General features: G+C 71.5%; 20 protein-coding genes and 1 pseudogene. 12 read left to right on the top strand and 9 right to left on the bottom strand.

What is annotated here, in order from left to right; translation table 11 throughout:
- Positions 1 to 600, top strand: coding sequence for a TetR/AcrR family transcriptional regulator (locus ACTMS0_RS18060; protein WP_441156378.1), 600 nt, complete (start codon positions 1 to 3; stop codon positions 598 to 600).
- A 179-nt stretch (positions 601 to 779) separates the two neighbouring features.
- Here ACTMS0_RS18060 and ACTMS0_RS18055 read toward each other — a convergent pair whose 3' ends face one another.
- Positions 780 to 2,303 carry an acyl-CoA carboxylase subunit beta gene (locus tag ACTMS0_RS18055; protein WP_441156377.1) on the bottom strand — a complete coding sequence of 508 codons (1,524 nt, stop codon included), beginning with the start codon at positions 2,301 to 2,303 and terminating at the stop codon, positions 780 to 782.
- A 333-nt stretch (positions 2,304 to 2,636) separates the two neighbouring features.
- Between ACTMS0_RS18055 and ACTMS0_RS18050 the strand changes: the two genes are divergently transcribed.
- The 7 genes from ACTMS0_RS18050 (at position 2,637) to ACTMS0_RS18020 (ending at position 10,325) form a co-directional block, all read left to right on the top strand.
- Positions 2,637 to 4,169 carry a long-chain-fatty-acid--CoA ligase gene (locus ACTMS0_RS18050; protein ID WP_441156376.1) on the top strand — a complete coding sequence of 511 codons (1,533 nt, stop codon included), beginning with the start codon at positions 2,637 to 2,639 and terminating at the stop codon, positions 4,167 to 4,169.
- A gap of 322 nt (positions 4,170 to 4,491) precedes the next feature.
- Positions 4,492 to 5,331: an ABC transporter ATP-binding protein gene (locus ACTMS0_RS18045; protein ID WP_441156375.1), complete on the top strand. Its 840-nt coding sequence runs from the start codon at positions 4,492 to 4,494 to the stop codon at positions 5,329 to 5,331.
- On the top strand, positions 5,328 to 6,050 hold the full coding sequence (locus tag ACTMS0_RS18040; protein ID WP_441156374.1) for an ABC transporter ATP-binding protein: 723 nt from the start codon (positions 5,328 to 5,330) through the stop codon (positions 6,048 to 6,050). The genes ACTMS0_RS18045 and ACTMS0_RS18040 overlap by 4 nt, the downstream gene beginning before the upstream one ends.
- A 29-nt stretch (positions 6,051 to 6,079) precedes the next feature.
- Positions 6,080 to 6,958, top strand: coding sequence for a branched-chain amino acid ABC transporter permease (locus ACTMS0_RS18035; RefSeq protein ID WP_441156373.1), 879 nt, complete (start codon positions 6,080 to 6,082; stop codon positions 6,956 to 6,958).
- Positions 6,955 to 8,088, top strand: coding sequence for a branched-chain amino acid ABC transporter permease (locus tag ACTMS0_RS18030; protein WP_441156372.1), 1,134 nt, complete (start codon positions 6,955 to 6,957; stop codon positions 8,086 to 8,088). Before ACTMS0_RS18035 ends, ACTMS0_RS18030 begins: the two co-directional genes overlap by 4 nt.
- A gap of 48 nt (positions 8,089 to 8,136) precedes the next feature.
- A complete protein-coding gene (locus tag ACTMS0_RS18025; protein ID WP_441156371.1) occupies positions 8,137 to 9,408 on the top strand; it encodes an ABC transporter substrate-binding protein in 1,272 nt (423 codons plus the stop codon).
- Positions 9,409 to 9,698: 290 nt separating this feature from the next.
- Positions 9,699 to 10,325, top strand: coding sequence for a TetR/AcrR family transcriptional regulator (locus ACTMS0_RS18020; RefSeq protein WP_441156370.1), 627 nt, complete (start codon positions 9,699 to 9,701; stop codon positions 10,323 to 10,325).
- A gap of 137 nt (positions 10,326 to 10,462) precedes the next feature.
- Here ACTMS0_RS18020 and ACTMS0_RS18015 read toward each other — a convergent pair.
- Positions 10,463 to 10,984, bottom strand: a pseudogene (locus ACTMS0_RS18015) (alpha/beta hydrolase); the annotation flags it as partial.
- Positions 10,985 to 11,190: 206 nt separating this feature from the next.
- On the opposite strand from ACTMS0_RS18015, the gene ACTMS0_RS18010 reads away from it, so the two are divergent.
- Positions 11,191 to 12,456: an LVIVD repeat-containing protein gene (locus ACTMS0_RS18010; protein WP_441156369.1), complete on the top strand. Its 1,266-nt coding sequence runs from the start codon at positions 11,191 to 11,193 to the stop codon at positions 12,454 to 12,456.
- A gap of 334 nt (positions 12,457 to 12,790) precedes the next feature.
- Here ACTMS0_RS18010 and ACTMS0_RS18005 read toward each other — a convergent pair whose 3' ends face one another.
- From ACTMS0_RS18005 to ACTMS0_RS17990, 4 genes are all read right to left on the bottom strand, one after another.
- Complete coding sequence (locus tag ACTMS0_RS18005; protein ID WP_441156368.1) at positions 12,791 to 13,528, bottom strand: NIPSNAP family protein; 738 nt, start codon at positions 13,526 to 13,528, stop codon at positions 12,791 to 12,793.
- 91 nt (positions 13,529 to 13,619) lie between these two features.
- Positions 13,620 to 14,048, bottom strand: coding sequence for an Rrf2 family transcriptional regulator (locus ACTMS0_RS18000; RefSeq protein WP_441156367.1), 429 nt, complete (start codon positions 14,046 to 14,048; stop codon positions 13,620 to 13,622).
- A gap of 166 nt (positions 14,049 to 14,214) precedes the next feature.
- The gene (locus ACTMS0_RS17995) at positions 14,215 to 15,120 is read right to left on the bottom strand and encodes a M23 family metallopeptidase (RefSeq protein WP_441156366.1); all 906 of its coding nucleotides are present in this window, start codon (positions 15,118 to 15,120) and stop codon (positions 14,215 to 14,217) included.
- Between the two features lie 357 nt (positions 15,121 to 15,477).
- Positions 15,478 to 16,155: a hypothetical protein gene (locus ACTMS0_RS17990; protein ID WP_441156365.1), complete on the bottom strand. Its 678-nt coding sequence runs from the start codon at positions 16,153 to 16,155 to the stop codon at positions 15,478 to 15,480.
- Between the two features lie 125 nt (positions 16,156 to 16,280).
- On the opposite strand from ACTMS0_RS17990, the gene ACTMS0_RS17985 reads away from it, so the two are divergent.
- The gene (locus ACTMS0_RS17985; RefSeq protein ID WP_441156364.1) at positions 16,281 to 17,219 is read left to right on the top strand and encodes an SCO6745 family protein; all 939 of its coding nucleotides are present in this window, start codon (positions 16,281 to 16,283) and stop codon (positions 17,217 to 17,219) included.
- An 82-nt stretch (positions 17,220 to 17,301) separates the two neighbouring features.
- Here the strand turns inward: ACTMS0_RS17985 and ligD are convergent, their stop codons facing one another.
- Positions 17,302 to 18,267: a non-homologous end-joining DNA ligase gene (gene ligD / locus ACTMS0_RS17980; RefSeq protein ID WP_441156363.1), complete on the bottom strand. Its 966-nt coding sequence runs from the start codon at positions 18,265 to 18,267 to the stop codon at positions 17,302 to 17,304.
- 212 nt (positions 18,268 to 18,479) lie between these two features.
- Between ligD and ACTMS0_RS17975 the strand changes: the two genes are divergently transcribed.
- Positions 18,480 to 20,120, top strand: a complete 1,641-nt coding sequence (locus ACTMS0_RS17975) for a RecQ family ATP-dependent DNA helicase (protein ID WP_441156362.1) — start codon at positions 18,480 to 18,482, stop codon at positions 20,118 to 20,120.
- 143 nt (positions 20,121 to 20,263) lie between these two features.
- Here ACTMS0_RS17975 and ACTMS0_RS17970 read toward each other — a convergent pair whose 3' ends face one another.
- On the bottom strand, positions 20,264 to 20,605 hold the full coding sequence (locus tag ACTMS0_RS17970) for an ArsR/SmtB family transcription factor (protein ID WP_441156361.1): 342 nt from the start codon (positions 20,603 to 20,605) through the stop codon (positions 20,264 to 20,266).
- A 341-nt stretch (positions 20,606 to 20,946) separates the two neighbouring features.
- On the opposite strand from ACTMS0_RS17970, the gene ACTMS0_RS17965 reads away from it, so the two are divergent.
- The gene (locus ACTMS0_RS17965; protein ID WP_441156360.1) at positions 20,947 to 22,740 is read left to right on the top strand and encodes a hypothetical protein; all 1,794 of its coding nucleotides are present in this window, start codon (positions 20,947 to 20,949) and stop codon (positions 22,738 to 22,740) included.
- Between the two features lie 142 nt (positions 22,741 to 22,882).
- Here ACTMS0_RS17965 and ACTMS0_RS17960 read toward each other — a convergent pair whose 3' ends face one another.
- Positions 22,883 to 24,670 carry a hypothetical protein gene (locus tag ACTMS0_RS17960; protein ID WP_441156359.1) on the bottom strand — a complete coding sequence of 596 codons (1,788 nt, stop codon included), beginning with the start codon at positions 24,668 to 24,670 and terminating at the stop codon, positions 22,883 to 22,885.
- Positions 24,671 to 24,689 lie beyond the last annotated feature (19 nt).

Genomic DNA, 24,689 nt, shown 5'->3' with positions numbered 1-24,689 from the left:
GTGGGTCGTACGGTCGGTGGCGAGGCACTGCCGCAGCGGCTGCTGGCGGTCGCCACCCGGCTGTTCGCGGAGAAGGGCTTCGAGAAGACCTCGGTCCAGGAGATCGTCGAGGCGGCCGGAGTCACCAAAGGCGCGATGTACCACTACTTCGCCGCCAAGGACGACCTGCTCCAGGAGATCTACCAGCGGCTGCTGCGCATGCAGCGCGAACGCCTGGAGACCATCATGGCCAGCCCGCAGCCGGTGGCGCGGCGTCTGCACGCCGCCGCCGCCGACGTGGTGGTCACCGCGATCGCCAACCTCGACGACGCCACCATCTTCCTGCAGTCGATGCACCTGCTCTCCGCCGACCGCCAGCGCGCGGTGCGGGCGGCGCGCCGCGAGTATCACGAGCGCTTCCGCTCGCTGGTCGAGGAGGGGCAGCGCGCCGGACCGTTCCGTGCCGACGTGCCGGCCGACCTGGTGGTGGACTACTTCTTCGGCGCGGTGCACCACCTCGGCGCGTGGTTCCGCAGCGGCGGCCGGCTCACCCCGGAGCAGGTCGGCGACCACTTCGCCGACCTGCTCCTGGCCTCGCTGCGTCCCGAACCGGCCCGCTGACCGTGGTCGCCAGGTGACAGCCGGAGGCGTTACCGCAGGGCGGGACGGTACGGGGTTTCCGGGGCAGGCAACGCCGGCGAAGATTCGTAGCTTGCCGTGACGGCCGACGGACACGCCGGTCGGTTCGTGAGCCGGGTCGGACCGCGGCCTCGACCTCGTCGCTGTGGCGGATCGAGACGTCAGAAGAGCGCGGCGAGGAGCCTCGTCCGGGTGTCCGCGGGGTCGACCACGTCGTCGAGTTCGAAGCTCGCGGCGGCGGAGAGCGCCTTGCCGCGGGCGTAGGCGAGCGCCACCAGCTCGTCGTACCGGCGCTGGCGCTCGGCGTCGTCGGCGATGGCCGCCAGCTCCCGGCGGTGCGCGAGCCGCACCGCCCCCTCCAGACCCATCGCGCCGACCTCGCCGGTCGGCCAGGCGAGGGTGAGGCGGGACTCGTGGAAGCTTCCGCCGGCCATCGCCATGGCGCCGAGGCCGTACGCCTTACGCAGCACCACCGTCACCTGTGGGGTACGCAGCGACGCGCCGGCCGTGAAGAGCTCCCCGACCGCCCGCACCAGCCCGGTTCGCTCCGCGTCCGGACCCACCATGATCCCCGGGGTGTCACAGAGGCTCACCACGGGCAGGCCGAGGCGGTCGCAGAGCCGCAGGAAACGGGTCGCCTTGCCGGCGGCGGTGGCGTCGATCGCGCCGGCGCGGTGCAGCGGGTTGTTGGCGATCACGCCGACCGGATGCCCGTCGAGGCGGGCGAATGCGGTCACCAGGGACCGACCGTGCCGCTCCCGGAGTTCGAGCACCGACTCCACGTCGAACAGCAGGCGCATGACCGCGCGTACGTCGTAGGCGCGGCGCCGGTTCTCCGGCATGACGCGGCGCAGGCGGCGCTGGTCCTCGTGGCGTCCGTTCACCGGTTGCCCGTTCGCGTAGCCCAGTACCAGCCGGGCCAGGCGCACGGCGTCGGCGTCGTCCGCCGCGCGGATGTCCACGGCGCCGCTGGCCAGGTGCACCTCGAGCGGGCCGACGTCCTGCGGTGCGACCGTGCCCAGCCCGGCCGCCTCCACCATCGCCGGTCCGCCCATGCCGATGCTGGCGCCCGCGACGCCGATGGTGACGTCGCACGTGCCCAGCAGCGCCGCGTTGCCGGCGAAGCAGAAGCCGGCCGCGATCCCGACCCGCAGCGAGCGCAGCCGAGCCAGCGACGCGAAGGTCGTCAGTTCCAGGCCAGCTACGGTCGGATGGTCGGTGTCGCTGGGGCGGCCACCGCCACCTTCGGCGAAGATGACGACGGGCAGGTCCTCCCGCGCGGCGATCGCGAAGAGCCGGTCGGTCTTGCGGTGACCGGTCAGCCCCTGGGTGCCGGCGAGCACGGTGTAGTCGTACGCGACCGCGCCGACGCGGGCACCGCCGACCCGGCCGGCCCCGACGATCACGCCGTCGGCGGGGGTCGCCTCGGTGAGTTCCGCGAGCGGCCGGCGGGAGCGCTGCGCCGCCACGGCCAGGCCGCCGTACTCCAGCCAGGTGCCCTCGTCGAGCAGGTCGGCGAGGTTCTCCCGTACGGTGCGCCGCCCCGCCGCGTGTCGTCTCGCCGTCGCGTCGGCGCGGGCCGGGTCGAGCAGCCCGGCCTGGCGCTCCAGCACCTCGGCCAGCTCGGCCGGGACCGGGTCTCCGCCCGCGGCGGTCTTCCCGGTGGACGGCTCGTCACCGCTCACGTCGCACGCTCCCGTCCGGCTCGCCTCATCGCGGGGGTCGACCGGATCGCCTGGCTGTCCCGGGAGTCCCGCGGCTGATGCAGGTATTCCACACCTCGGGCGTTCGGTTCGAGGCCCACACCTGTCTGCCCATTGACGCACATGCCGGCGGCTCGCTACCGTCGCCGGACGCAGAACATACCGACTGGTCGGTACGGCGTCCAGAGAACGTGACCGAGCGAACGTGAGGAGCGCGGGTGAGCCTCGTCATGCCGTGATGTCCACGGGGGCAGGGCGTAGACGGGCTGCCACGTCGCTCGATGTACCGCGACTCGCCGCCAAAGGAGGAGCAGCATGAGCTTCAACCTCGCCACCATCCTCCGGGAGCCCCGCCGGGAGCACCCGGACAAGCCGCTCTGCCACGTCAACGACCTGACCTTCAGCTATGCGCAGGTCGACGAACTCTCCGGGCGGGTGGCGGCCAGCCTGCTGCGGCTCGGCCTGCGCCGCGGCGACAAGGTGGCGGTGCAGCTGCCCAACCTGCCGCAGTTCCTCTTCACGTACTTCGGCATCCTCAAGGCCGGGCTGGTGATGGTCCCGCTGAACCCGCTGCTGCGCGCCGGCGAGGTGGCCTACCACCTGGCGGACTCCGACACGAAGGTGTTCGTCACCTTCGAACTCTTCGCCGACGAGGCGGCCAAGGGGGCCGCCGAGGTCGAGGGCGTGACGACGTACGTGGTGAACCTGCCGGGCAGCGACCGGCGGCCCGAGGGGACCCGGTCGTACGACGAGCTCTTCCGCGCCGAGGACACCGGTGACATCGAGCCGACCCAGGCCGACGACACCGCCGTGCTGCTCTACACCAGCGGCACGACCGGCCAGCCCAAGGGCGCCGAGCTGACCCACTTCCAGCTCTACATGAACTGCACCGTCGGCGGCGAGCTGTTCGGCTTCGCCCGGGACGACATCGGCGTGGCCGTCCTGCCGCTGTTCCACGTGTTCGGGCTCTCCAGCGTGCTCAACGTCTCGGTCCGGTACGGCGGGACCATCGTGCTCGTGCCCCGCTTCGAGGTCGAGCCGGTGGTCGACGCCATCGAGCGGCACGGCTGCACGATCTTCGCCGGGGTACCCACCATGTACTTCGCGCTGCTGCAGGCCGACCTCACCGGCCGGGATCTCTCGTCGCTGCGGGTCGGTGTCTCCGGCGGCGCGGCGATCCCCGGCGAGGTCATCCGGGCCTTCGAGGAGAAGTTCCCCGGAGTGGTGATCCTGGAGGGCTACGGCCTCTCCGAGACGGCCAGCACGACGACCTTCAACATCAGCGCCGAGCAGCGCAAGGTGCTCTCCATCGGCAAGCCGATCTGGGGCGTGGAGACCCGCATCGTCGACGATCTCGACCGGCCGCTGCCGCCCGGGCCCGAGCACGTCGGCGAGATCGTCGTGCGCGGACACAACGTCATGAAGGGCTACTACAACAACCCCGAGGCGACCGCGGCGGCGTTGCGCGGCGGCTGGTTCCACACCGGAGACCTGGCGTACGCCGACGAGGACGGTTACCTCTTCATCGTCGACCGCAAGAAGGACCTGATCATCCGCGGTGGCTACAACGTCTACCCCCGTGAGGTCGAGGAGGTCCTGTACGCCCACCCGGCGGTCGCCGAGGCCGCGGTGATCGGGCGTCCCGACGACAAGCTCGGCGAGGAGGTCGTGGCGGTGCTCAGCGTCAAGCCGGACGCCGAGGTGACGCCCGACGACCTGGTCGCCTACTGCAAGGAGCGGCTGGCGGCGTACAAGTACCCCCGGCAGGTCCGCATCGTCGAGGAACTGCCGAAGGGCCCGACCGGCAAGCTCCTCAAGCGCGAGATCAAGAAAGAGCTGTACGGATGACGCGGACACGGCGCGCGTCGCGTCAACCCCCGTGACGGCCCACTGCCAATCTTGCATCCCGTGTGCATCAACCGCCGGTCGAGGTGGCGAGGTGACCGCGGCCGGCCCGCCCCTCGGGCGACCGCCCATCGACGCCACCAGGCCGCCATTTGCCCTGCCCAGCGCGACTGTCCTGAGTCGACGGCGGGAGGTCACAGGGTCATAACAGGGATTGACTAGCGGCTCCTGAGTTTGCACTCTCGATGCAATAACAAGCCCCCAATGCTTCGCCCGACCCCCGTACCGCGCGTTCCCCCGACGCCGCGTCCTTCACGAGGTGAAGATGAACCAGCCACCATCCGGCACCCCCGCTGACGGCATCGACCTGGCGCTGCACCACGTCGGCGTGCGCTTCGGCGGGCTCGTCGCGCTCGACGACGTCTCCCTGCGGGTACCCGCCGGTCGGATCGTCGGCGTGATCGGCCCCAACGGCGCCGGGAAGACGACGTTGTTCAACGTGGTCTGCGGCTTCGTCGCGCCGACCAGCGGATCGCTCACCCTGGACGGCCGACCGTTCCGGCCGCGCCCGCACCGGTTGACCGGCCTCGGCATCGCCCGCACGCTCCAGGGCGTCGGCCTGTTCCCGGGCCTCACCGTGCTGGAGAACGTGATGGCCGGCGCGAGCCACGCCGCCCGCGCCGGCTTCGCCGCGGCCCTGTTCGGCCTCCCGAGCAGTGACCGCGACGAACGGCGGCTGCGGGAGAGGGCCCTGGACCTGCTGGCCGAGCTGGGCGTCGCGCAGCACGCCGCCGCGGCCCCCGCCACCCTGCCGTACGCCGTGCGCAAACGCGTCGCCCTGGCCCGCGCCCTGATCGCCCGACCTCGCCTGCTCCTGCTCGACGAACCGGCCGGTGGGCTGGGTGCCGACGACATCACTGAGCTCGGCGAGCTCATCATCGCGCTGCCGGGCCGCGCGGACGGCGCGTGCTCGATCATGCTCGTCGAGCACCACATGGACCTGGTCATGTCCGTCTGCGACGAGATCGTGGTGCTCGACTTCGGCAAGGTCATCGCCGCCGGGCCGCCCGGTCACGTGCGCGACGACCCGAAGGTGACCGAGGCCTACCTCGGCGCCGACGTCGAGGTGGCCGGAACCGCGCCGAGCCGGGGGGCCGGGTCATGAGCGCCGACCCCATCCTCCAGGTCGACGGGCTCAGCGCCGGCTACGGCCCGGTGCCGGTACTGCGGGAGGTCACGCTCAGCGTGCCCGCCGGGACCATCGCCGCCGTGCTCGGGGCCAACGGCGCCGGCAAGACCACCCTGCTGCGCACGCTCTCCGGCCTGCTCCGGCCCACCGGCGGCCGGGTCCTCTTCGACGGCGCCGACCTGCGCGCCGTCCGCGTCGAAGGGCTCGTGCGGCGCGGCCTGGCACACGTGCCCGAGGGGCGCGGCATCGTCGCCGAACTGACCGTCGAGGAGAACCTGCGCCTCGGCGGGCTGTGGCGCCGGGACCGGGCCGACGCCCGGCAGGCGCAGGACGAGGTGTACCAGCTCTTCGAGCCACTGGCCCGGCGGCGCCGGCACGCGGGGCACCAGCTCTCCGGCGGAGAGCGGCAGATGCTCGCCCTCGGGCGGGCGCTGATCGGGCGCCCGAAGCTGCTGCTGCTCGACGAGCCGTCGCTCGGGCTCGCCCCCCGGGTGACCGCGCAGATCATGGCGCTGCTGCGCCAGCTCTGCGACAGCAAGGGGCTGACCGTCCTGCTCGTCGAGCAGAACGTGCGCAGCGCCCTCTCCGTCGCCGACCAGGGGGTCGTCATGTCCCTGGGCCGGGTCGTCATGGCCACCGAGGCGGCGCAGTTGCGCGACGACGAGAAGCTCCGCCACGCGTACCTCGGGTTCTGACAAGCCCCTCCTCAGGAAGGATCCCCCGGTTGGACCGGTTCTTGTTCCTCACCTTCGACGGCCTGTCCACCGGCGCCGTCTACGCGGCGTTCGCCCTCGCCCTGGTGCTCATCTGGCGGGCGGCACGCCTGGTCAACTTCGCGCAGGGTGCGATGGCGGTCGCCACGGCCTACGTCGGCTACGCCGTCGTCTCCGCGACCGGCTCGTACTGGCTGGGCCTCGGCGTGGCCGTCCTGGCCGGTCTGGCCCTGGGTGCGCTCGTGGAACGGGTGCTGATGCGCTTCGTCGGCCACGCCAATCCGCTGGGCGAGGTCATCGTCGCCCTCGGCCTGGTGCTGCTGATCCAAGCGGTGCTCGGCATGGTCTTCGGCAACGAGTACCGGCCGGCGACCGTACCGTTCGACACCGACGCCCTCTCGGTCGGCGGGATCGCCGCCGTCTCCCCGTACGACCTGTGGGTGTTCGGCGCCGTCATGGTGGTCGTGGTGCTGCTCGCGCTGCTGTTCACCCGGACGTCGATCGGCCTGCGGATGCGGGCGTCCGCCTTCGCACCCGAGGTGTCCCGCCTGCTCGGCGTCAACGTCGGTCGCATGCTCACGGTCGGCTGGGCCCTGGCCGCCGCGGTCGGCGCCCTCGCCGGGATGCTGGTCATCCCCACCGGGCTGGGACTGCACCCGCACGCGATGGACATGGTCTTCGTCGTCGCGTTCACCGCCGCCGTGGTCGGGGGCCTGGACAGTCCGGCCGGAGCCGTGGTCGGCGGGCTGCTCGTCGGCCTGATCCTGTCCTACGTCACCGGCTACCTCGGCCCCGACACCACACCGCTGGCCGTCCTCGTCCTGCTGCTGGCGGTCCTCCTGGTCCGCCCCGGTGGCCTCTTCTCCAGCGTGAAAGCGAGGCACGTGTGACCGCCATCCGGACCGGACCGTCCACAGCAGATCCGCAGCCCACCCGACCGTCGCCGCTACGCCGGTTGCTGCCCCGCCCGCCGGGCAACCCCGCCACAGGTGGCTCCACCCTGCTGCGCCACCTGATCCCGGCCGTGCTCGCGGGCACCATGGTCGTGCTCGTGACCAACCAGCTCGAGCCGTACCAGAACCTCCAGGTGGCCCGGGTCTGCGCGTTCCTCTGCGTGACCGCCGGCTTCACCGTGCTGGTCGGGCTCAACGGCCAGCTCTCCCTCGGGCACGGGGCGCTGATGGCGACCGGCGCGTACACCGTGGCCCTGACCCAGCAGGCCTTCGGCGAGCGGGCGGTGCAGGGCCGGTGGATCCTGCCGCTGTCGCTGCTGCTCGCCGTCGCGGTGACCGCGGTGGTGGGCCTGGTCATCGGGCTGGCCGCCGCCCGGCTGCGCGGGCCCTACCTGGCCGGTGTCACGCTCGCCGTCGCGACGCTGGTCCCGGCGATCACGACGATCTTCACCGAGGTCTTCAATGGGGAGCAGGGGTTGCGCTTCCCGACGGAGACACCGCCGGCGTTCCTCGGCGCGTACTTCCAGCCCGAGCGCTGGCTGGCCTGGATCGCGCTGGTCGCCGCGTTGCTGACGATGCTGCTCATGGCGAACCTGGTGCGCAGCCGGTTCGGCCGCTCGCTGCGGGCCGTCCGCGACGACGAGGTGGCCGCCCGGCTCTCCGGTATCCACGTCGCCCGTAGTCAGGTGCTCGCCTTCGTGGTGAGCGCCGCCTGCGCCGGCCTCGGCGGCGGCGTGTACGCCGTGCTGACGGCGACCGTCGCCCCGGGCAAGTTCGCGCTCGACCTCTCGCTGTTCCTGCTGATGGCCATCGTGATCGGCGGCCTGGGCAGCCTCGCCGGCGCGGTCTGGGGGGCGATCCTGCTGGTGACGCTGCAGGACCTGCCGAGCCTGATCACCGAGACCTTCACCCTGCCCTCGGACCTGGCCCAGCGGCTGGAGGGCAACCTCGCCCTCGCCGTGTTCGGGCTGATCCTCATCGTCGTCATGATCGTGGCTCCCACCGGCCTGCAGGGCGCCACCCGCTCGCTGGCCGCGCGGCTCCGGCGACGAACCCCGAGCCGCTGACCCACCGGTTGCACCCACCCCCACCACCTCGCACAGGACAGGAGAACCATGTATTCCATCGCACGTCGCGGCCTCGCGGTCGCCACCGGCCTCGCGCTGCTCGTCGGCGCCTCGGCCTGCGCCAACGACGCCCAACGGGCGGCCGAGAACGTCCCGGGCGTCACCGACAGCGAGATCGTGATCGGCACCCACCAACCGCTCACCGGCCCGGCCGCTCCCGGGTACTCCCGGATCTCCGCCGCCACCAAGGCGTACTTCGAGCACGTCAACAGCAAGGGCGGGGTGAACGGCCGGAAGATCGTCTACAAGGTGATGGACGACGGCTACAACCCCGCGAACACCGAGAACGTCGTCCGCAAGCTCGTCCTCGACGACCAGGTCTTCGCGCTCCTCGGCGGCCTGGGCACCCCCACCCACACCAACGTGCTGGAGTTCGTCAAGGCCCAGCAGGTGCCGGACCTCTTCGTCTCCTCCGGCAGCCGCACCTGGAACCAGCCCGACAGGTACCCGACCACCTTCGGCTGGCAGCCGGACTACACCGTGGAAGGCAAGATCCTGGCCACGTTCGTGAAGAAGGAGTTCCCGAGCCGGAAGGTGTGCCACTTCGGGCAGAACGACGACTTCGGGCGCGACTCCCTCGCCGGCGTCGAGAAGATCCTCGGGCCGGTGGCGGCCAAGCAGACCTACACCACCACGAACCAGCAGGTCGGCCCGGCGATCGGCGCCCTGAAGGCAGCCGGCTGCGAGGTGGTCATCGCCGCGACCATTCCCGGCTTCACCGCGCTCGCCATGGGCCACGCCGCCGCCCAGGGGTTCAAGGCCCAGTGGATCGTGTCCAACGTGGGCGCCGACTACACCACACTGTCTAAGCAGCTCGGCGACAAGAAGGTGATCCTGGAAGGCATGATCGCCGACAACTACCTGCCGATGGCCGGCGACGCGAACGACCCGTGGATCCGGGCGTTCCGGAAGATCCACGAGCACTACAACGCCGCCAACCCGCTCGACGGCAACGCCATCTACGGCTACTCCATGGCGTACACCTTCGTGCAGGCGCTGCTCTCCGCCGGCACGGACCTCACCCGCGAGAAGCTGGTCGAGGCGGTGCAGAAGGGCGGCTTCCGCGGGCCCGGCCTGACCCCGTTCCGGTACAGCAAGTTCGTCCACGCCGGCTACAGCGGCGTCCGGCTGACCAAGGTGCAGAACGGAGTGCAGGCCTACTTCGGTCCGACCTACATCACCGACGACGGCGAGGACCAGGTCAGGGAGTTCCCCGAGCCGCCGGTCGCACCGCCGGCCGACGCCATTCCGACATCCTGACCCCGACCGTCGGTCGCCAGGCCGGCGCAGCGATCGGGAACGGGCCGCCACGGCGCTGTGGCGGCCCGTTCCGTTGACGCTGCGCACACGCTGAGGCTCAGCGTCGCCGGTCCTGCGCGCCGCCCAGGTGGGGCGGCCCGCACGTTCCCGCAGCGCCCCGCCGACGGAGAGACGGCGCGTAGGTGTTGCGCCGCCTGCGCCGCGATCCGGTTGGTCCGCCGGCCGGCGTCGATACACTTGCGGTGCAGTTTTCTCCGGCACGTCCGGCTGTACCGACAGGGGACCGTCAGATGATCGAGGTAGCCGCCGACGCGCCGGCGCGGGTGGATGGGCGAGCGGCGCGAGCCGAACGCACCCGCAGCGCCATCGTCGAGGCGCACCTGGCGCTGATCGACGAGGGAGACCTCAAGCCCACCGGAGAACGCATCGCCGAACGCGCGGGGGTGTCGCTACGCACCCTCTGGACCAACTTCAAGGACATGGAAACCCTGTTCGCCGCGACCGGGCAGCGGGTCAGCGAGCGTGAGGACGCGCTGTTCCGCCCGATACCGCCGGACATGCCCCTCACTCGGCGGATCGCGGAGTTCTGCGCCCAGCGCGTACAGATGCTGGAGCTGCTGGCGCCCGCGGCCCGCGCCTCCGCGCTGCGCGAGCCCTTCTCGCCCCAGTTGCGGCGCAACCGCGAGGACTGCATCGTCCGGGCGCGCCGCGAGATCGAGCTCGTGTTCGGTCCGGAGTTGGCGAACGCCGGTCGGGGGCGCGAGCAGTTGCTGGACGCCCTCACGGTGGCATCCACGTCGTCGGCCTGGTTGATGATGCGCGACGCGATGGGGCTCGACGTGGAGACGGCACGGGCCACCATGGCGCGGACGGTCGGGGCGCTGCTCGTCGACGCCATCGCCGCCGGCCTGCGGTGACTCGACCTGGCTCGGCAGGGATCACTCCGGGGCGCCCAGGTTGTGGCCGGCACCGCCTCGGCGGCCGTTTTGATGAGCTGCAGCACCTCATCCGGGTGGGAGACCATGGCCACGTGGTTGGTCGGGACTTCCACGGTGGTGGCGCCCATGCGAGCGGCGAACTGCCGCTGGGCATCGGGCGGGATCGCCTGGTCGCCGTCGGCGACCAGGAACCAGGACGGCAGCGACATCCAGGCCGGGACGCCCATCACCTCCTGGAGGGCGCTTCCGTGCAACGGCTGCTGGACCGCGGACATGACCTTGGCCTTGACCGGGTCGACGTCGGCCGCGAAGTGGTTGACGAAGTCGTCCTCGGGCAGCCAGGCGAAGCCGTGCTGGTCGACGTCGAGATGCGCCAGGGCGGGACTCGGCGGTCCCTGGCCCAGCAGGGCGCCGATCGACTCGCCCTCATCCAGCCCGAACCCGGCGATGTAGACCAGGCCAACGACGTTGGGCGTATCGGTACCGAGCGCGGTGATGATCTGGCCGCCGTAGGAGTGCCCGGCAACGAGGGTTGGCCCGTTCTGGCGGGCCAGGACCTGGCGCAGCCGGGCGACGTCATCGGCCAGCCTGGTCATCGGGAACTGGGGTGCGGTGACCCGGTACCCGTCGGCCTGCAAGTGCTCGATGACGGCGCTCCAACTGGAGCCGTCGGCCCAGGTTTGTTTTCGCCGCAGGGGCTAGCAACGGCTGCAGGTATTTGACATTGTGACATTCACTATCGTGCTCGCACTACGTGGCGACACGTCCGACGCGAGGGGGCGCCGTGCGTAGACCTTCCCGAATCCGATCACTCGCCATCGCGGGCACGGCGATCCTGCTCGCCGTGATCTCATCTCCGGCCCAGGCGCACGAGCCGTGGGACGACGGGTCCGTCCCACCGCCCCCGCCGAGTAGTCCGGCCGACGGCTACAGCCAGAACATGCACCTGCTCTCCACCGCCAGCCACACCGGCGGCGTCAACTCCGACCTGGCCTTCGCCGGCGACCTCGTCTTCGCCGGCCACTACGGCGGCTTCCGGATCATCGACATCTCCGAGCCGGGCGAACCGGTGGAGCTGGCCGACGTGCACTGCAACGGCCCCCAGGGCGACGTCTCCGTCTGGGGCGATCTGCTGTTCCTCTCGGTGGACACGCCGCAGAGCACGCCGGGCTGCGAAGGGTCGCGCAACGTCACCGCGACGACGCCCGGCGCGTGGGAGGGCGTACGCGTCTTCGACGTCAGCGACCCGACGGCACCGGAGTTCCTCCAGGCGATCCGCACGGACTGCGGGTCGCACACGCACACGCTGGTACCCAGGGAGGACGGCGGCACCTACATCTATGTCGCGTCGTACCCGCTCAGCGCGAGCAACATCGGGCCGGACTGTCAGGCGCCATTCGAGCGGATCTCGGTGATCGACGTGCCGGGCGGTGACCGTGCCGCCGGCCTCGCCGCGACGGTGGCCGCCGAACCGACGGTCAAGGGCGTCGACCTCTTCGCGGGGGCGTCCGGTGACTTCTTCGCCTGCCACGACATTCAGGTGCTCACCCCCCGCGACCTGGCCGCCGCGGCGTGCCTGTCCCAGGGGCAGCTGTGGGACATCAGCAACCCGCTGGCTCCCCGGGTCACCGCCGACGTCGATACGCCGGACGTGGACATCTGGCACAGTGCCGCGTTCACCCATGACGGAAAGCACGTGACCTTCGGCGACGAGTACTTCGGCGCGCCGCAGGAGCCCTTCGGAGCGATCTGGACGTACGCCGTCGACAACCCGTCCGTGCCGCTGAGCCACCTGCGGATCCCGCGCGACGAGCCCAGCACCTACCACAACTTCAACTACGTGCCGGTGGCCGGGCGCAACATCCTGGTCTCCTCGGCGTACGGCTCGGGCACCTCCGTGGTCGACCTGACCGATCCGGCCAATCCGAAGGAGATCGCCTACTACGACATGCGGTCCAACCAGTGGTCCACCTACTGGTACAACGGCCTGATCATCGCCAACGACATCTCGCGTGGGGTGGACGTGCTGCGACTCAGCACCCCGCGGACAGCCGGTGCCCGCCACCTGCCGATGCTCAACCCGCAGACGCAGACGTTCCTGCTCCGCTGACCGTGCAACGGGAGCGGGCGGGTGCCGACGACGCCCGCCCGCTCTCGTGTCGTATCAGCGAACCGCACATCCGTCCGGCGTTTGGCGGTCGGGGCGCAAGAAGGCGCCTGCGTGACGAGCCGGCCGGGGTGTAACGGAATCTGGCTCGGTGCCGCACTGAGGGGGGCTGGCGTTGCCGAGCCGGTTCCTGGCCGGGGTGGGCACTTCCCCGAACAGGGTCGTCCCAACCCCCCCCGGCCACATCATGTAGGTCATGAGGTAGACGCTGACGCTGTACGAACTCGTACAGGTCGGCGCCTCACCGAACCGGCGAGACACCCAAGCCCTCCTGAGCTCACCGCAGCAGTGACCGCTCGGTGGGCGCTAGCCGCAGCCGTTGCGACGTCCTGACCCACCGCTCTGAGAGGGTCGGCAGCACCTGCTCGGACCAGCGTCCCGAGCGCTGCAGGCGATCCAGATGCTCGTCGAACTGACCTTCGTCGGCGAACCGCGCGAACCACACGAAGACCTCCTCGCCGGTCCGTACTGGCAGCGCCGGGAAGGTGTTCGGGGCGTGTTCCGACTGCAGATACGCCAGTGGCTCACCGCCGGTCTCGGCGAGCACCGGCCAGACTTGCCGCTCGAAGAACTCAACGAACGCAGTGTCGAACGGGCCGACGCCGTGCCAGATTGTGGCGAGGACGAGCGATGGCGGGAATACCGACGGCTCGCCGGGGGCTGGCCGGGCGTCCACCGGCACCGGGAACCCGCCCCGCGCCGAGGCTGGCCGCAGCAGCAGTACATCATCGGAGTCGATCATCGTCGCGTTCGCCTCGTCGCGGTGCGCCTGCCAGACCGGCCCGCCGTAAAAGCTCCCCAGTGCCTCCGCGCGGCGCGGCATGTCTTCGAAGCCACGGAGCCAGACGAACCGGTCGGGGTCGTCCAGGTCGCGGAACTGCCCCAGGACGGTCATGCCCGCCGCCTCCTGGGTCTCGACGAACTCCCGGTCGAACAGGTCGATCAGCACGTCGCGCTGTCCCGGGTACAGCGTGTACTGCCGCAGTTCGACGACCGGACACCGTACGGCTTCCACCAGAATTACTCCTCGTTCAATGCTGGAACAATCTTTGTTACAACAACGGCCGCAGTACGACACGGCCAGCGTCCGATTACCGCACCGTCGACTAGCTCATCAACGTCTCGCGAAGCACGTCGGCGATAGACGTATCCGCCAACTCCCGCCGCATGACCCACTCGACCCGACCGTAGACATCGCCCAGGACGGGCCGGATGCCTCGGCCGACCGGACACTCCAGATTGGGCTCGGTGCGGTGCAGGCCGAACGGCGGCTCCGCACCGACCGCGTCGTATAACTGGAGCAGGGTGATCTCCTCGGGCGCGCGGGCCAGACTCCAGCCTGCACCAGCGCCGTGGCGAACCTCCACCAGGCCGGCCCGCCGCAGGTCCCCGAGACTGCGCCGGATGATCACGGGGTTGGTGTTGACGCTGGCCGCGATCTGGTCCGAGGTCAGCACCTCCTGACCGCGGCGCTGCGCCAGCGCCAGCCACGTCAGCACATGCGTCGCGATGGTCAACCGACTGTTCGCCGCCATCACCCCTCCTTGTCGTAACATCTTCTGTTACAGCTACGCCGCAGTCAAGCCATGCGAGGAGGTCGGGGTGGCACGAGGCCGAGACGCGAGGCGGACTGGCCTGAGCCGCCTCCAGAGCGCGGGCCGATCGCCGGAGGTGGCCGGGTCGTCGGCTGATCCGGGCCGGTCAGATCCAGGGCAACGGGTCGACGGGGCGACCACCGAGCCGCACCTCGAAGTGCAGGTGGGGGCCGGTGGAGGCGCCGGTGGACCCGACCCGCCCGATTACCTGGCCCGCCCTGACCTGCTGACCGGGCGACACAAGGAGTCTGGACTGGTGGCCGTAGCAGGTGGAGAGCCGCTGCCCGTCCGCCCTGCCATGATCGATGCAGGTGTAGTTGCCGTAGCCGCCGTACCAGCCGGCCCGGGTGACGCGTCCGCCTGCGGCCGCGAGGATCGGGGTGCCGGTCGGCGCGGCGAGATCCACACCCGCGTGCAGTTGCCATACGTGGTAGTACGGGTCGAACCGGGTGCCGAACCTGCTGGTGAGCCGGCCCGACAGTGGAGGGCTGAGCCGGCCTTCACCGTATGCGGCGGGGGTGCTGACCGGTTGCGGGATGGCGGTCGCCAGGCGTGCGCGGCGGTCGATCTCCTGCCGGAGCCTCGTCTCCTCCCGCTGGCGGAGGGCGAGTTCCGTCTTTCCCGACGTGATCGCGGCGGACAGGGCGGCGGCGCGACCAGTGGCGGTATCGACCGCATCCACGGAGTCGGCCGCGGCGAGGGTCGCGGCCAAGTCAGGATCGGAAGCCGGGACCGCGCCGGTGGTCAGTGTGATGAGCAGTCGCAGCATCGGATCGGGGTCACGCTGCACCCTGGCCAGGTCGGTGCGGGTGCGAGTGATGATGTTGTTCAGGTACTGGATCCTGTGCTGGACATCGCTGAGCGCGGCGACCTGACGCGCTGGTGGCGTGACGGCGGGGTCCACCGGCGGCTGGGGATACAGGTCGGCGGCGGGGTCACCATCGATGATTGCCGCGGCTGATCCCGGACTCACGATGGGCTCGCCGTTGCCGGGGAGCGCCGGGACGCTCACCTGCGGTGGCCCGCTGGTGGTCGGCGGGGTATCCGCGGGCGGTGTCGGCCGTGTGGTCGGGGGAGCAGCCGACGGGGCGGTTGGTGGCTTCACGGTCGGCGGCTTGATCGGGGACGGCGCTACCGGAGGCGGTTTCACCGGGGGCAGCGACACTGACGCGGAAGGGCTGGGCAGGGTCGGCAGGGGCAGTGGCCCCCGCGCCGAGGTCTGCGCTGCAGCGCTGTCCGCGCCAACGTCCAGGCACAGGGACGTCATCATCAGCGTCGCCGCCGCGGCCACGGTTGCGAATGTCGCCTTCCTGCACCCTCGTCGGGTCATCGCGAACTCCTGCCGCCTTCTTCGCTGCTGGGTCGCTCTCTATATCGGTTCTCGGTGCCCGGCCGCAACAGCCGGCGGGTGGGGCGGTGGTTGGGTGTGACGACGGCGCAACCGCCGACGCGTCAGTAGTAGACCTACCGTGACCACGCCAGCCACGACCATCGCCGCGACAACAGGTGTTCCCATCCACCGGCCAGGTGACTGGGCCCTCGTCGCCGCAGGATGTAACTCCTGCTGCGGCTGGTCGGTGGGCGTCGCGGTCGACCCTGGAAGCAGATACGCGTTGCTGGTGACCTCGGTCGAACTGGACTGCGCCGAGGTGACAGTGACCCGGTTGCGGATCAGCGTGCCCGGCGGCGCACCCGGGCGCACGCTGCCGGTGATCGTGATCCGCGGTGAGGGGGAGCCGGCGTCCAGACGCAGGTGACCCAGGTCGCAGACGACGCTACGGGCGGACACGGTGCAGCGACCAGGTTTGGTGCTGGCGGTGACGCCGTCCAGATCGACCGTGGTGGTGAACGTGACCCGCGCGGCAGTGACGGTGCCGTGACCGGAGACCGTGATGGTGTGGGTCACCTGCTGCCCGGGCAGCGCGCCGAACGGTGTCGAGGTCAGCACGGGTATGGCGTCCACCGCAGGGGATGGGGTCGGCACCAGGACAGCTCCCGTCGCCGCGGCCATCATGCCCACCAACGACCCGGCAATGGATTCCCACACGTTCACACTGTAGGCCCCCAGGCGGAACGCCGCCCGGCGAGGCGCGGGGCGGGACTGGCGGGTGACAAGCCGCCGCCGGCATGGGAACCTACCGGCCGGTAACGTCCTCGACGGAAGGCAACGACATGGCGGATATAGCGGACGTGTCGGCGGATCCCAGATGGCAGAAGCCAGCGGCTCTCGATCCGGCCGTCGTGCGCCGCGCCTGGCGGGTGACCGAGCCCCTGCACGGGATGATCTACTTCGTACCCGAGGCGCACGAGCGGTATGCCGCCCTCGGCATCGCGGAGCCGGCCGGCTACTTCGCCTCTCGGGCAGCTGCCCTTGGACCGGTCGGCCCCGGCCCGGTCGTCGCCAGCTTCTTCAACTTCAACCCGGACCTCGTCGCCCGGGTGCTGCCAGCCGCCTGGGAGCGGGCGACGCCGGCGGCCGTGCTGGCCGCTCGGCTCGAGGCCGCCGGCGCGGCCTTGACCCGCGCGCTCGGCGACGCGGTGCACGGCCCGGAGATGGTCGAGGCCGCCGAGCTGGCCCGTCGCGCCGCCGAATCGGCCACCGCCTACCCCGAGGGGAGACCACTGTTCGCCGCCCACGCCGCGCTGCCCTGGCCGCAGCAGCCGCACCTGATCCTCTGGCAGGCCCAGACGGTCCTGCGGGAGTTCCGCGGCGACGGGCACGTTGCCGCCCTGGTGCTCGCGGGTCTGACCGGGTTGGAGGCACTGGTGCTGCACGCCGCGTCCGGCGAGGTGCCGGTCCGCTTCCTTCGCCGCACGCGAGGCTGGAACGGCGAGCAGTGGGCTGACGCGGTCGAGCGGCTGCGCGGGCGCGGGTTGATCGAGGGCGACGAGCCGGCCCTGAGCGACAGCGGACGGGCGCAGCGCGCGTGGATCGAGGCGGCCACCGACCGGCTCGCCACGCCCGCGTACGCGGTGCTCGGCGCCGACGGGTGCGCACGCCTCGCCCAGCTGACCCGGCCGATGAGCCGGGCCGTGGTCGAAGCCGGACTGCTCAACGTCGACAACGCCGTTCCGTCGCGTGCCGACCGGATGCCGTCCCGCTCGACGTGAGCCAGGCCCGGTTCCGCGGATTGCGGTCGAATGGCGCCGTCGGTGGAGTCGTGGCCATGAGCCGACCGATCAATGTACTGGTTCAGGTCTGGAGCCGGATTTCGGCCGGCTCGCGGTCGCTGCGAAGCCCTTTCCAGGAGGGGTGGCGCAGGCGGCGGTCGGGGGTCCAGGTTCGGAAGGCGACGTCCCCGACCAGTACCGGGTCGACCCAGACGGCATGGCGGGCGTGTTCGCGCGGCACGGGAGAGCCGAACGGCGAGTCGGCTCGGCGTAGCGAATTCAGGCGTTCCTGCAGGTCGCGCAGCACGGTTTGGGTGAAACCGGTGCCGACATGCCCGACGTAGGTCAAGTTGTCGTGCCGGTCGTACATGCCGAGCAGCAGCGACCCGATGGTCCCGGCCCGCCGGCCGGCACCCGGTTTGTAGCCGCCCACGATGACTTCGACGGTGTCGTTGAGTGGCACCTTGACCCACGCCGGTGAGCGGCGGCCAGGTTCGTACGGCGAGCGGAGTTGCTTGGCGACGACCCCTTCGAGGCCGAGGTCGGCCGCTGCCGTGGCCAGGTCCCGGCCGGCGTCGCCGGTCCAATAGGGCGGGGTATCGATGCTGTCCCCGCTGAGCTGCAACTCTTGCAGGGCGTCGCGGCGCTCGGCATACGGCAGCGACGTGGTGTCCTGGCCGTCGAGGTGGAGGAGATCGAACAGGTACAGCCGTACCGGAGTCTTGCTGATCAGTCCGGCGGACGGTGTGCGTACGTGCATCCGGTGCTGCAATGCCGAGAAACTGGGTCGGCTTTGGGCGTCAAGCGCCACGATCTCTCCGTCCAGCACCGCCCGCCGCCCAGCCAGCAGTTGCGCCAGCTCTCCCAGTTCGGGATACGCCCCCGTCACGTCGCGGTCGTTGCGGCTCAGCAGCCGCACCCCGTCGGCGACGTACGCGACCGCCCGAACACCGTCCCACTTGAACTCGTATCCCCACCCGGATCCGCCTGGTAAGGCACCGCTCGTGGCAAGCATCGGCGGCACGAGACTCGGCATCCTGACACTCACGCCTCGATCATGACGAACCACATCCCCGCAAATGCCTATTTCCGGTCATCCCGCCGCGTGGTATGGGCGAGCCCCCTCTGTGGCCGGATGTCCGCCGCGCTGACACATCGGCGTCGAGAGTGCGCCTGGCCCGACGGCGCCGCCGAGGACGAGGCGTGCGAAGGCCTCGGGATGATCAGGTCCATCTCTGCCATTGGTTAGCATGCTCGGCGATGATGCTGATCTTTCGCTCCCTGCGGCTACGCCGCGCGGCCCGCAGACACTTCGGCTGGCAGAAGCTGCGCCCTACCCAGTTGCGCGCGATGCGTGCGCTGCTGGCCGGCCGAGACGCGCTCGTCGTGCTGCCCACCGGGGGCGGGAAATCTGCGGTGTACCAGGTCCCCGCCACGCTACTGCGCGGCCCCACGATCGTCATCTCACCGCTGCTGGCGTTGCAGCAGGACCAGATCAGCAACCTCAACGAGCGGCGCGATCCGGCTTTGCGGGCGGTGCGGATCAGCTCCGCGGAGAGCCCCAGCAGACAGGTGGCAGCGCTGGCCGAGCTGCGTTCGGGCGCCGCGAAGTTCCTGTTCATCACGCCGGAACAGCTCAGTTCGCCGGAGCGGCTGGCCGAGATCCGCGCGCTGGAGCCGGCGTTGGTGGCGGTTGACGAGGCCCACTGCATCTCGTCGTGGGGGCACGATTTCCGCCCTGACTACCTCGGTATCGGCCACCTGATCCGCGGCCTGGGCCGCCCGCCAGTTGTGGCGCTGACCGCCACGGCATCGCCGCCGGTGCGCGACGACATCACCGCGCGGCTTGGCCTGCGCAAGCCAAAGCTGGTCGTATCCGGATTGGATCGTCCGAACCTTTTCGTCGAGGCGACACACTGTCCCAGTGAGGACCACCGCTGGCGCAAGCTGCTCGCCATGCTCAAGGCGGCCGACCCGCCCGGTATCGTGTATGTGCCGACTCGGCGTGCCGCGGAGGAACTCGCCGAACGGCTATCCAACGCGGGTTTTCCAGCGCGGGCCTATCACGGCGGCATGGCGGCCGGCGTGCGTCGCCGCCACCACGAAGACTTCCTTGCCGACCGGGTTCCGATCATGGTCGCCACCTCGGCGTTCGGCATGGGCATCGACAAGCGAAACATCCGGTGGGTGGCACACGTGGCGCTTCCCGACTCCCCGGACAGCTACCTGCAGGAGATCGGACGGGCAGGGCGTGACGGTGAGCCGGCCCGGGCGTTGCTGCTCTACCGAGCCGAGGACATCGCCCTGCAACGATTCTTCACCGGCGGCGCACCTGACCTGGAAGAGCTGCGAGCGGTCGCAGCTGTCCTGCACCGCGGCCCGGTTACGCGCACCGCGCTGGCAAAGGTCACCGGCCTGAGCCAGCGCAAGGTCGCCAGCCACATCGCTCTGCTTGAGCAGGTCGGCGCGGTGGCGACGGGGCCCCGGGGTGAACTGAGCGTTGCTCAGCATGCGCCCCTGCCCGATCGGGCGGCTCGAGAGGCACTGGTCGAGTACGGCCGCTACCAGGCTGGGCAGCGTTCCCGCACCGACATGATGCGCCGCTTCGCCGAGAGCCGGAGCTGCCGGATGCAGTCGCTACTGGGCTACTTCGGAGAGCACATGACCCATCCCTGCGGGCACTGCGACAACTGCCACGGCGGCACCTCGCAGATGCGTCCGGACGGCGGGCCGTACCCACTCCACAGCACCGTGCGGCACGCCAAATGGGGATCAGGCATGGTCCTCGGGTACGAGAACGACCGGATGACCGTGCTCTTCGACGATGTCGGCTACAAGACGCTGTCGGTCTCCGTCGTGCAGGCGCAGGACCTGCTGGCGCTCGAGCCGAACAGCCGCTGAAGGAGGTAGTCAGACACGTCGTTCTGATCCTCACGACTGCCGCAGCGCGTCGCCCAAGGCCGCCGCCTCCGACACCGCCTCCCCGGCGTGCGGGGCATCTACAGCCACGTCACCAAACCGGCGCCAGCCTTCGATAGTGCCGCTCAGCGGGCCTTCTTCGTCGCCCGCTTGCGGGGCGGCGTCAACAGGTCGGCGATCGCCGCGATCGCGGACGGCACCAGGCGGTAGTACGCCCAGACGCCCCGCTTCTCGCGCTCGAGCAGGCCGGCCTCGGTGAGGATCCGAAGGTGATGACTCACGGTCGGCTGGGAGAGACCAAGCGGCGCGGTGAGGTCACTTACGGACGCCTCGCCCTCCGGAGCGGACTGGATCAGACTGAGCAGTCGCAGCCGGGCCGGGTCGGCGAATGCCTTCAGCACACCCGCGAGCCGCTCGGCATCGGCACGCTTGATCGGCTCGCCACCAACCGGCGAGATGGCAGGCATAGAAGTTTTCGCAGTATCCACGTCTACCATCGTTCCACCAACACCATCCATAGACCGGTGGAACCCGGACCAGTACCCCTGATGGCGACCGCGAGGCCGCGTGCGAGGGATGCTGGGGGCGGGTGAGCATCGATGACCGCGGTGTGGCGCGGGAGGGCGACCCGATGCACCCGGCGTGGAATCTGAAATCTCCAATTCGGCCGGCAACCTGTAGCATGCGGCGGACGACGGGCGGCAGCCGGAGCGTGGCTCTGGCACGACTCGGCAGGCGGCACCGCCGGGTCGGGCGGGCCGCGGCGCCGGTCAGGCCGGGGCCGGAGTGAGAGAGGAACCTGCTCGGCGTGTTCCAGGAACCGGACCCGACCCGGATGACCGGCGGAAACTTCATTGGCGGGGCGCAAGGCGGCACGGGCGGGGCGCCAGGCGCCAACCCGCCGGAGGCGTGGGACGCGGAGCTGGCCAAGGCCGTGCGGCACGTCGCCGTGCTGCGCACCGGGTTCTACGTTGTCGTGCTGCTGATCGCGCTCGGCGGCCAGGTGTCCGGGGCGATGGAGCGGCTCGGCATGCCGTGGTACGTCGCCCTTCCCGCCGTTGGGGCGCTGGAGCTGGGCGGCGTCGTGGTGCTCGCGAACGCCGACGTACGCCGTCGGCTGGGCGAACGGGCGCTCCTGTCGCGCGTGCTGTCGGCCGGCATCGCCACCGCCGCGGTCGCCTTCAACTGGCTGGCTCACAGCAACCACCTCGAAGGCGGTTTCTACGCGGGCATGTCCCTGCTCGGGTATCTGGCGTGGCTGATGAACACCGAGAACCAGCGGCGGGACCGGCTGCGCGCCAGGCAGCAGCTGCCACCCACGACGCCGGCGTACGAACCGGTCGGGCACTGGTTGCGTCACCCGTGGCTGACCCGCCGTGCGCGCTCGCTGGCCAAGGCCGACCCCGGCCTCGGGCTGTACGGCTCGCTCGACGCGGCACGCGCGCAGATTCGCGCCGAGCGGCGGCAGGCGGCGCTCAGCAAGGTGTTACACCGCAAGATCACCCGAGCACTGGACGCCACCACCGCGGACATCGCCGTGGCGGTGTACGACCTCGACGAGATCGCCCGACGGCTGGCTGAGCAGGCGGACTACGACGGGCTCACCGCGCTGATCGCCGCCGATCTGGCACCTGCGCGCGTGCTGGCCGGGAACCTGCCGGCGGGCGGCCCCCGCCGGCGGTGGCGTCGGAACGGTCAACCCGACCCAGTCGCACTAGCCTCGGCCGCGCGGCTGCTCGCCGACACCCCGGAGCGGCTCCTCGCCCATGCCCCCGAGCCGCTCCCGGCCGCGGCCCCCGCGCCGGACGCGGCCCCCGCGCCGGACGCGGCCCCCGCGCCGGACGCGGCCCCCGCGCCGGACGCGGCCCCCGTAGCCCATGCGACGGACGCGGCCTCCGGCGGCTCAGCGCGGCTAGGGTCGGCCGGGGACGCCGTGCAGCAGGCGAACGCCACCGAGCAGGCGGGAGACCGTGCCGAGCAACCGGGATCGGAGCGGTCCCGGGCAACGACGCCGGACCGTACCGACCGGCAGTTGGAGCGGTCCGAAAGCACAGGCCGGCTCACCTCGACCACGGCTCAGCCCGACCCGCCCCGCGCCTCCGGCTGGGCGGCGCTGCACGCGGAGCTCGCCCCGCTCCTGCCGGCAGCCGCACCGCGCCGAACGTCGCGCAACACACCAGACCGGTCGGCCACCAGCCGGGCGGAGGCCTCGTCGACCATGGACGCACCAGTTCCCGTCGCGGAGCCGGCCGACACCGCGCCGCCGGCAACGACCCGCAGCGCGGCACCGATGCCGCGAACCGGGACGGGACGGGCACGTGTGGCCCGAGTCGCCGACCCGGCGGGCGAGCCGGGGCCGATCGCGACAGTGACGCGAGAGCTGCCGCTGGTGCCCGGGCGGGACTTGCCGGACCTGGTAGACACCGCGGCGAGCCGCACCACACCACCCGTCGCGGCCCCCGAAGCCGTGGAAGGGGCCACCGAGCAACGATCAGCGTCGCGACCTCGGCAGCGCCGGCGGGACGACGCGGACCCGCGACCGGGCTCGGAGACCGCCCGGCGTCGCTCGAACACCCAGTCGGCCGAGACCGGTCGGCCCTGACCGAAAGATCCTCAACGGCCTGACCATCGAATACTCCCAGGCCGCATAGCCGAAATCGCGGCCCGCGGCATGAAGGACTAGTCGGAGGAGTTCGTCTCCTCGGGCGGCCGGGTCTACCTGCCGCTGGCCTGACCCGCGGAGGTCAGCCGCTGTGGTGGCGGCCGGTGGAGCGGAGGGAGGGGCGGCGGCTCTCCTGCTCCGGCTCGTTGTCCGACAGCGGCTTGCCCAGCCCGGTCACCCAGTCGACGAACTCCTCGTCCTGCGCCATCAGCGGCTCCCCGTCCGCCGGGGTGCCCGCGCCGTCCCCGTCGGCCCGGGACTTGTTGCGCCGGAACAGGCCCAGCCGCCCGCTGGCCCGTCCCGCCTTGACGACGGACGCCGGCGCGGCGTCGGTCGTGGGCGGGGGCCCGGCGCGCCGGGCGGTCGCGAGGGCGTCCCAGTTCGCGGCCCGGTTCAGGTCGGGCAGGGGCGGCCGGTGCCGAGGTCGGAGTGCCAGCTCGGACGTCTCCTCCGTGCCGCCCGGGTGGGTCGCCTCGGCGCCCGGAGCGGGCTCGGTCCCGGGCGGCACCCGCCGCGCCGGAACGACCGGCCAGGTCGCCCGAACCTGCGTCCGGTGGTCGGTCTTCGGCGGCTGGTACATCCGGCGGGTCCCCGGGGCAGCGAGTACCCCGTCGGGCGGCATCCCGTCGGGTTCGGTGCTGTCCGCCCCCGCCTCCGCCGTCCCGGAGCCGTCCCCGCCGGGTCCTGCGGGAAGGTGAGCCGCCGTCGCGGGGGCCGGGTCCGGTGCCTGCGGCGTGTCGTCCAGATCGGCCGATGTCTCTGGGGTGTCATCGAGGTCGGCCGGCGCGGCGGTGACGTCCCGGTCGCCAGCCGCCGCACCGAAGCCCAGCGGTTCGGCTGAGGTCCGGGGCTTCACTGCGGTCGCGCCGGCGACCGGCCCCGTGCCGGCCAGGTCGACGGGCTCCGGCTCGTCGGTCGTACCACCGGCGGCGGGCGTCATGGCCTGCGGCACGGCGGGGCCGGCCGACAGCGGACGGAGGATGTCGGTCGGCTCGATGACCCGCGCCTCGGCGGTGCCCGGCAGGAGCGGCCAGCGGAACAACGCGGCGGCGGCCGAACCGAGCACACCGGCGGCGACGGCGATCAGCGCGCCGTAGTACGGCGTGATCTGGTACCGGTCGACGGCGTCGCCGGGACCGGCGGTCAGGTAGGCGAACGCGACCAGCACCGTGCCGACCGTGCCGGTCGCGCCGTTGACCAGCGGCGGATGCCCGCGCCAGCGGGCCAGCCCGCCGGTCGCCGCGCCGATGAGCAGGGCCACCGCCGGCAGAATCAGGATCGCCTGCCGCTGCGCCGCGTCGACGTCGAGCCCGGCCGGCTCCAGCACACCGAGCCGTACGGCGGGCAACGGCCCGGCGGTTGCGAGCGACGGGACGACCGAGACCAGCGCCAGCAGCCAGACCGCGCCGCCCACCGCCGCCAGGTTCCAGCCCAGCGGCGGCTTCACCAGTACGGCGATCGCGGCACCCGCGCCGACCAGCGCGCCGAGGATCGCGCAGATGCCGACGGTCCAGATCGGGTCCACAGAGAACCGCTCGGCGGCCTGGGCCGGCCGGATGCAGAGCGGCGCCACGACGGTGGCGCCCAGCGCGGCGGCGGCGGCGACGGCCACCAGGCTGCCCGTGCTCGCCAACACCCCGTACCGGCGGGCCAGGCGTGCGGTGACGACGGTGCCGGCTACGGCGGCGTGTGCCGCGAACCAGCCCACCCAGACGAGCTGGGCCGGCCACTGGTTGACGGTGGCGCCGGTGGAGGCGCCGGGGAGCTGGACGATGCCGAAGCCGAACGCGATGCCGAGCTGACCGGCACCGGCGAGCACGCCCATCCCGAGCGCTGTGAGCAGCAGGTTACGCCAGATGCGAAAGACCATGTCCGGCACGTTACGTACC

The sequence above is a fragment of the Micromonospora sp. H33 genome (genome assembly GCF_052068455.1).
Classification (GTDB): domain Bacteria; phylum Actinomycetota; class Actinomycetes; order Mycobacteriales; family Micromonosporaceae; genus Micromonospora.
This window is presented reverse-complemented; position numbering and strand designations above follow the sequence as displayed.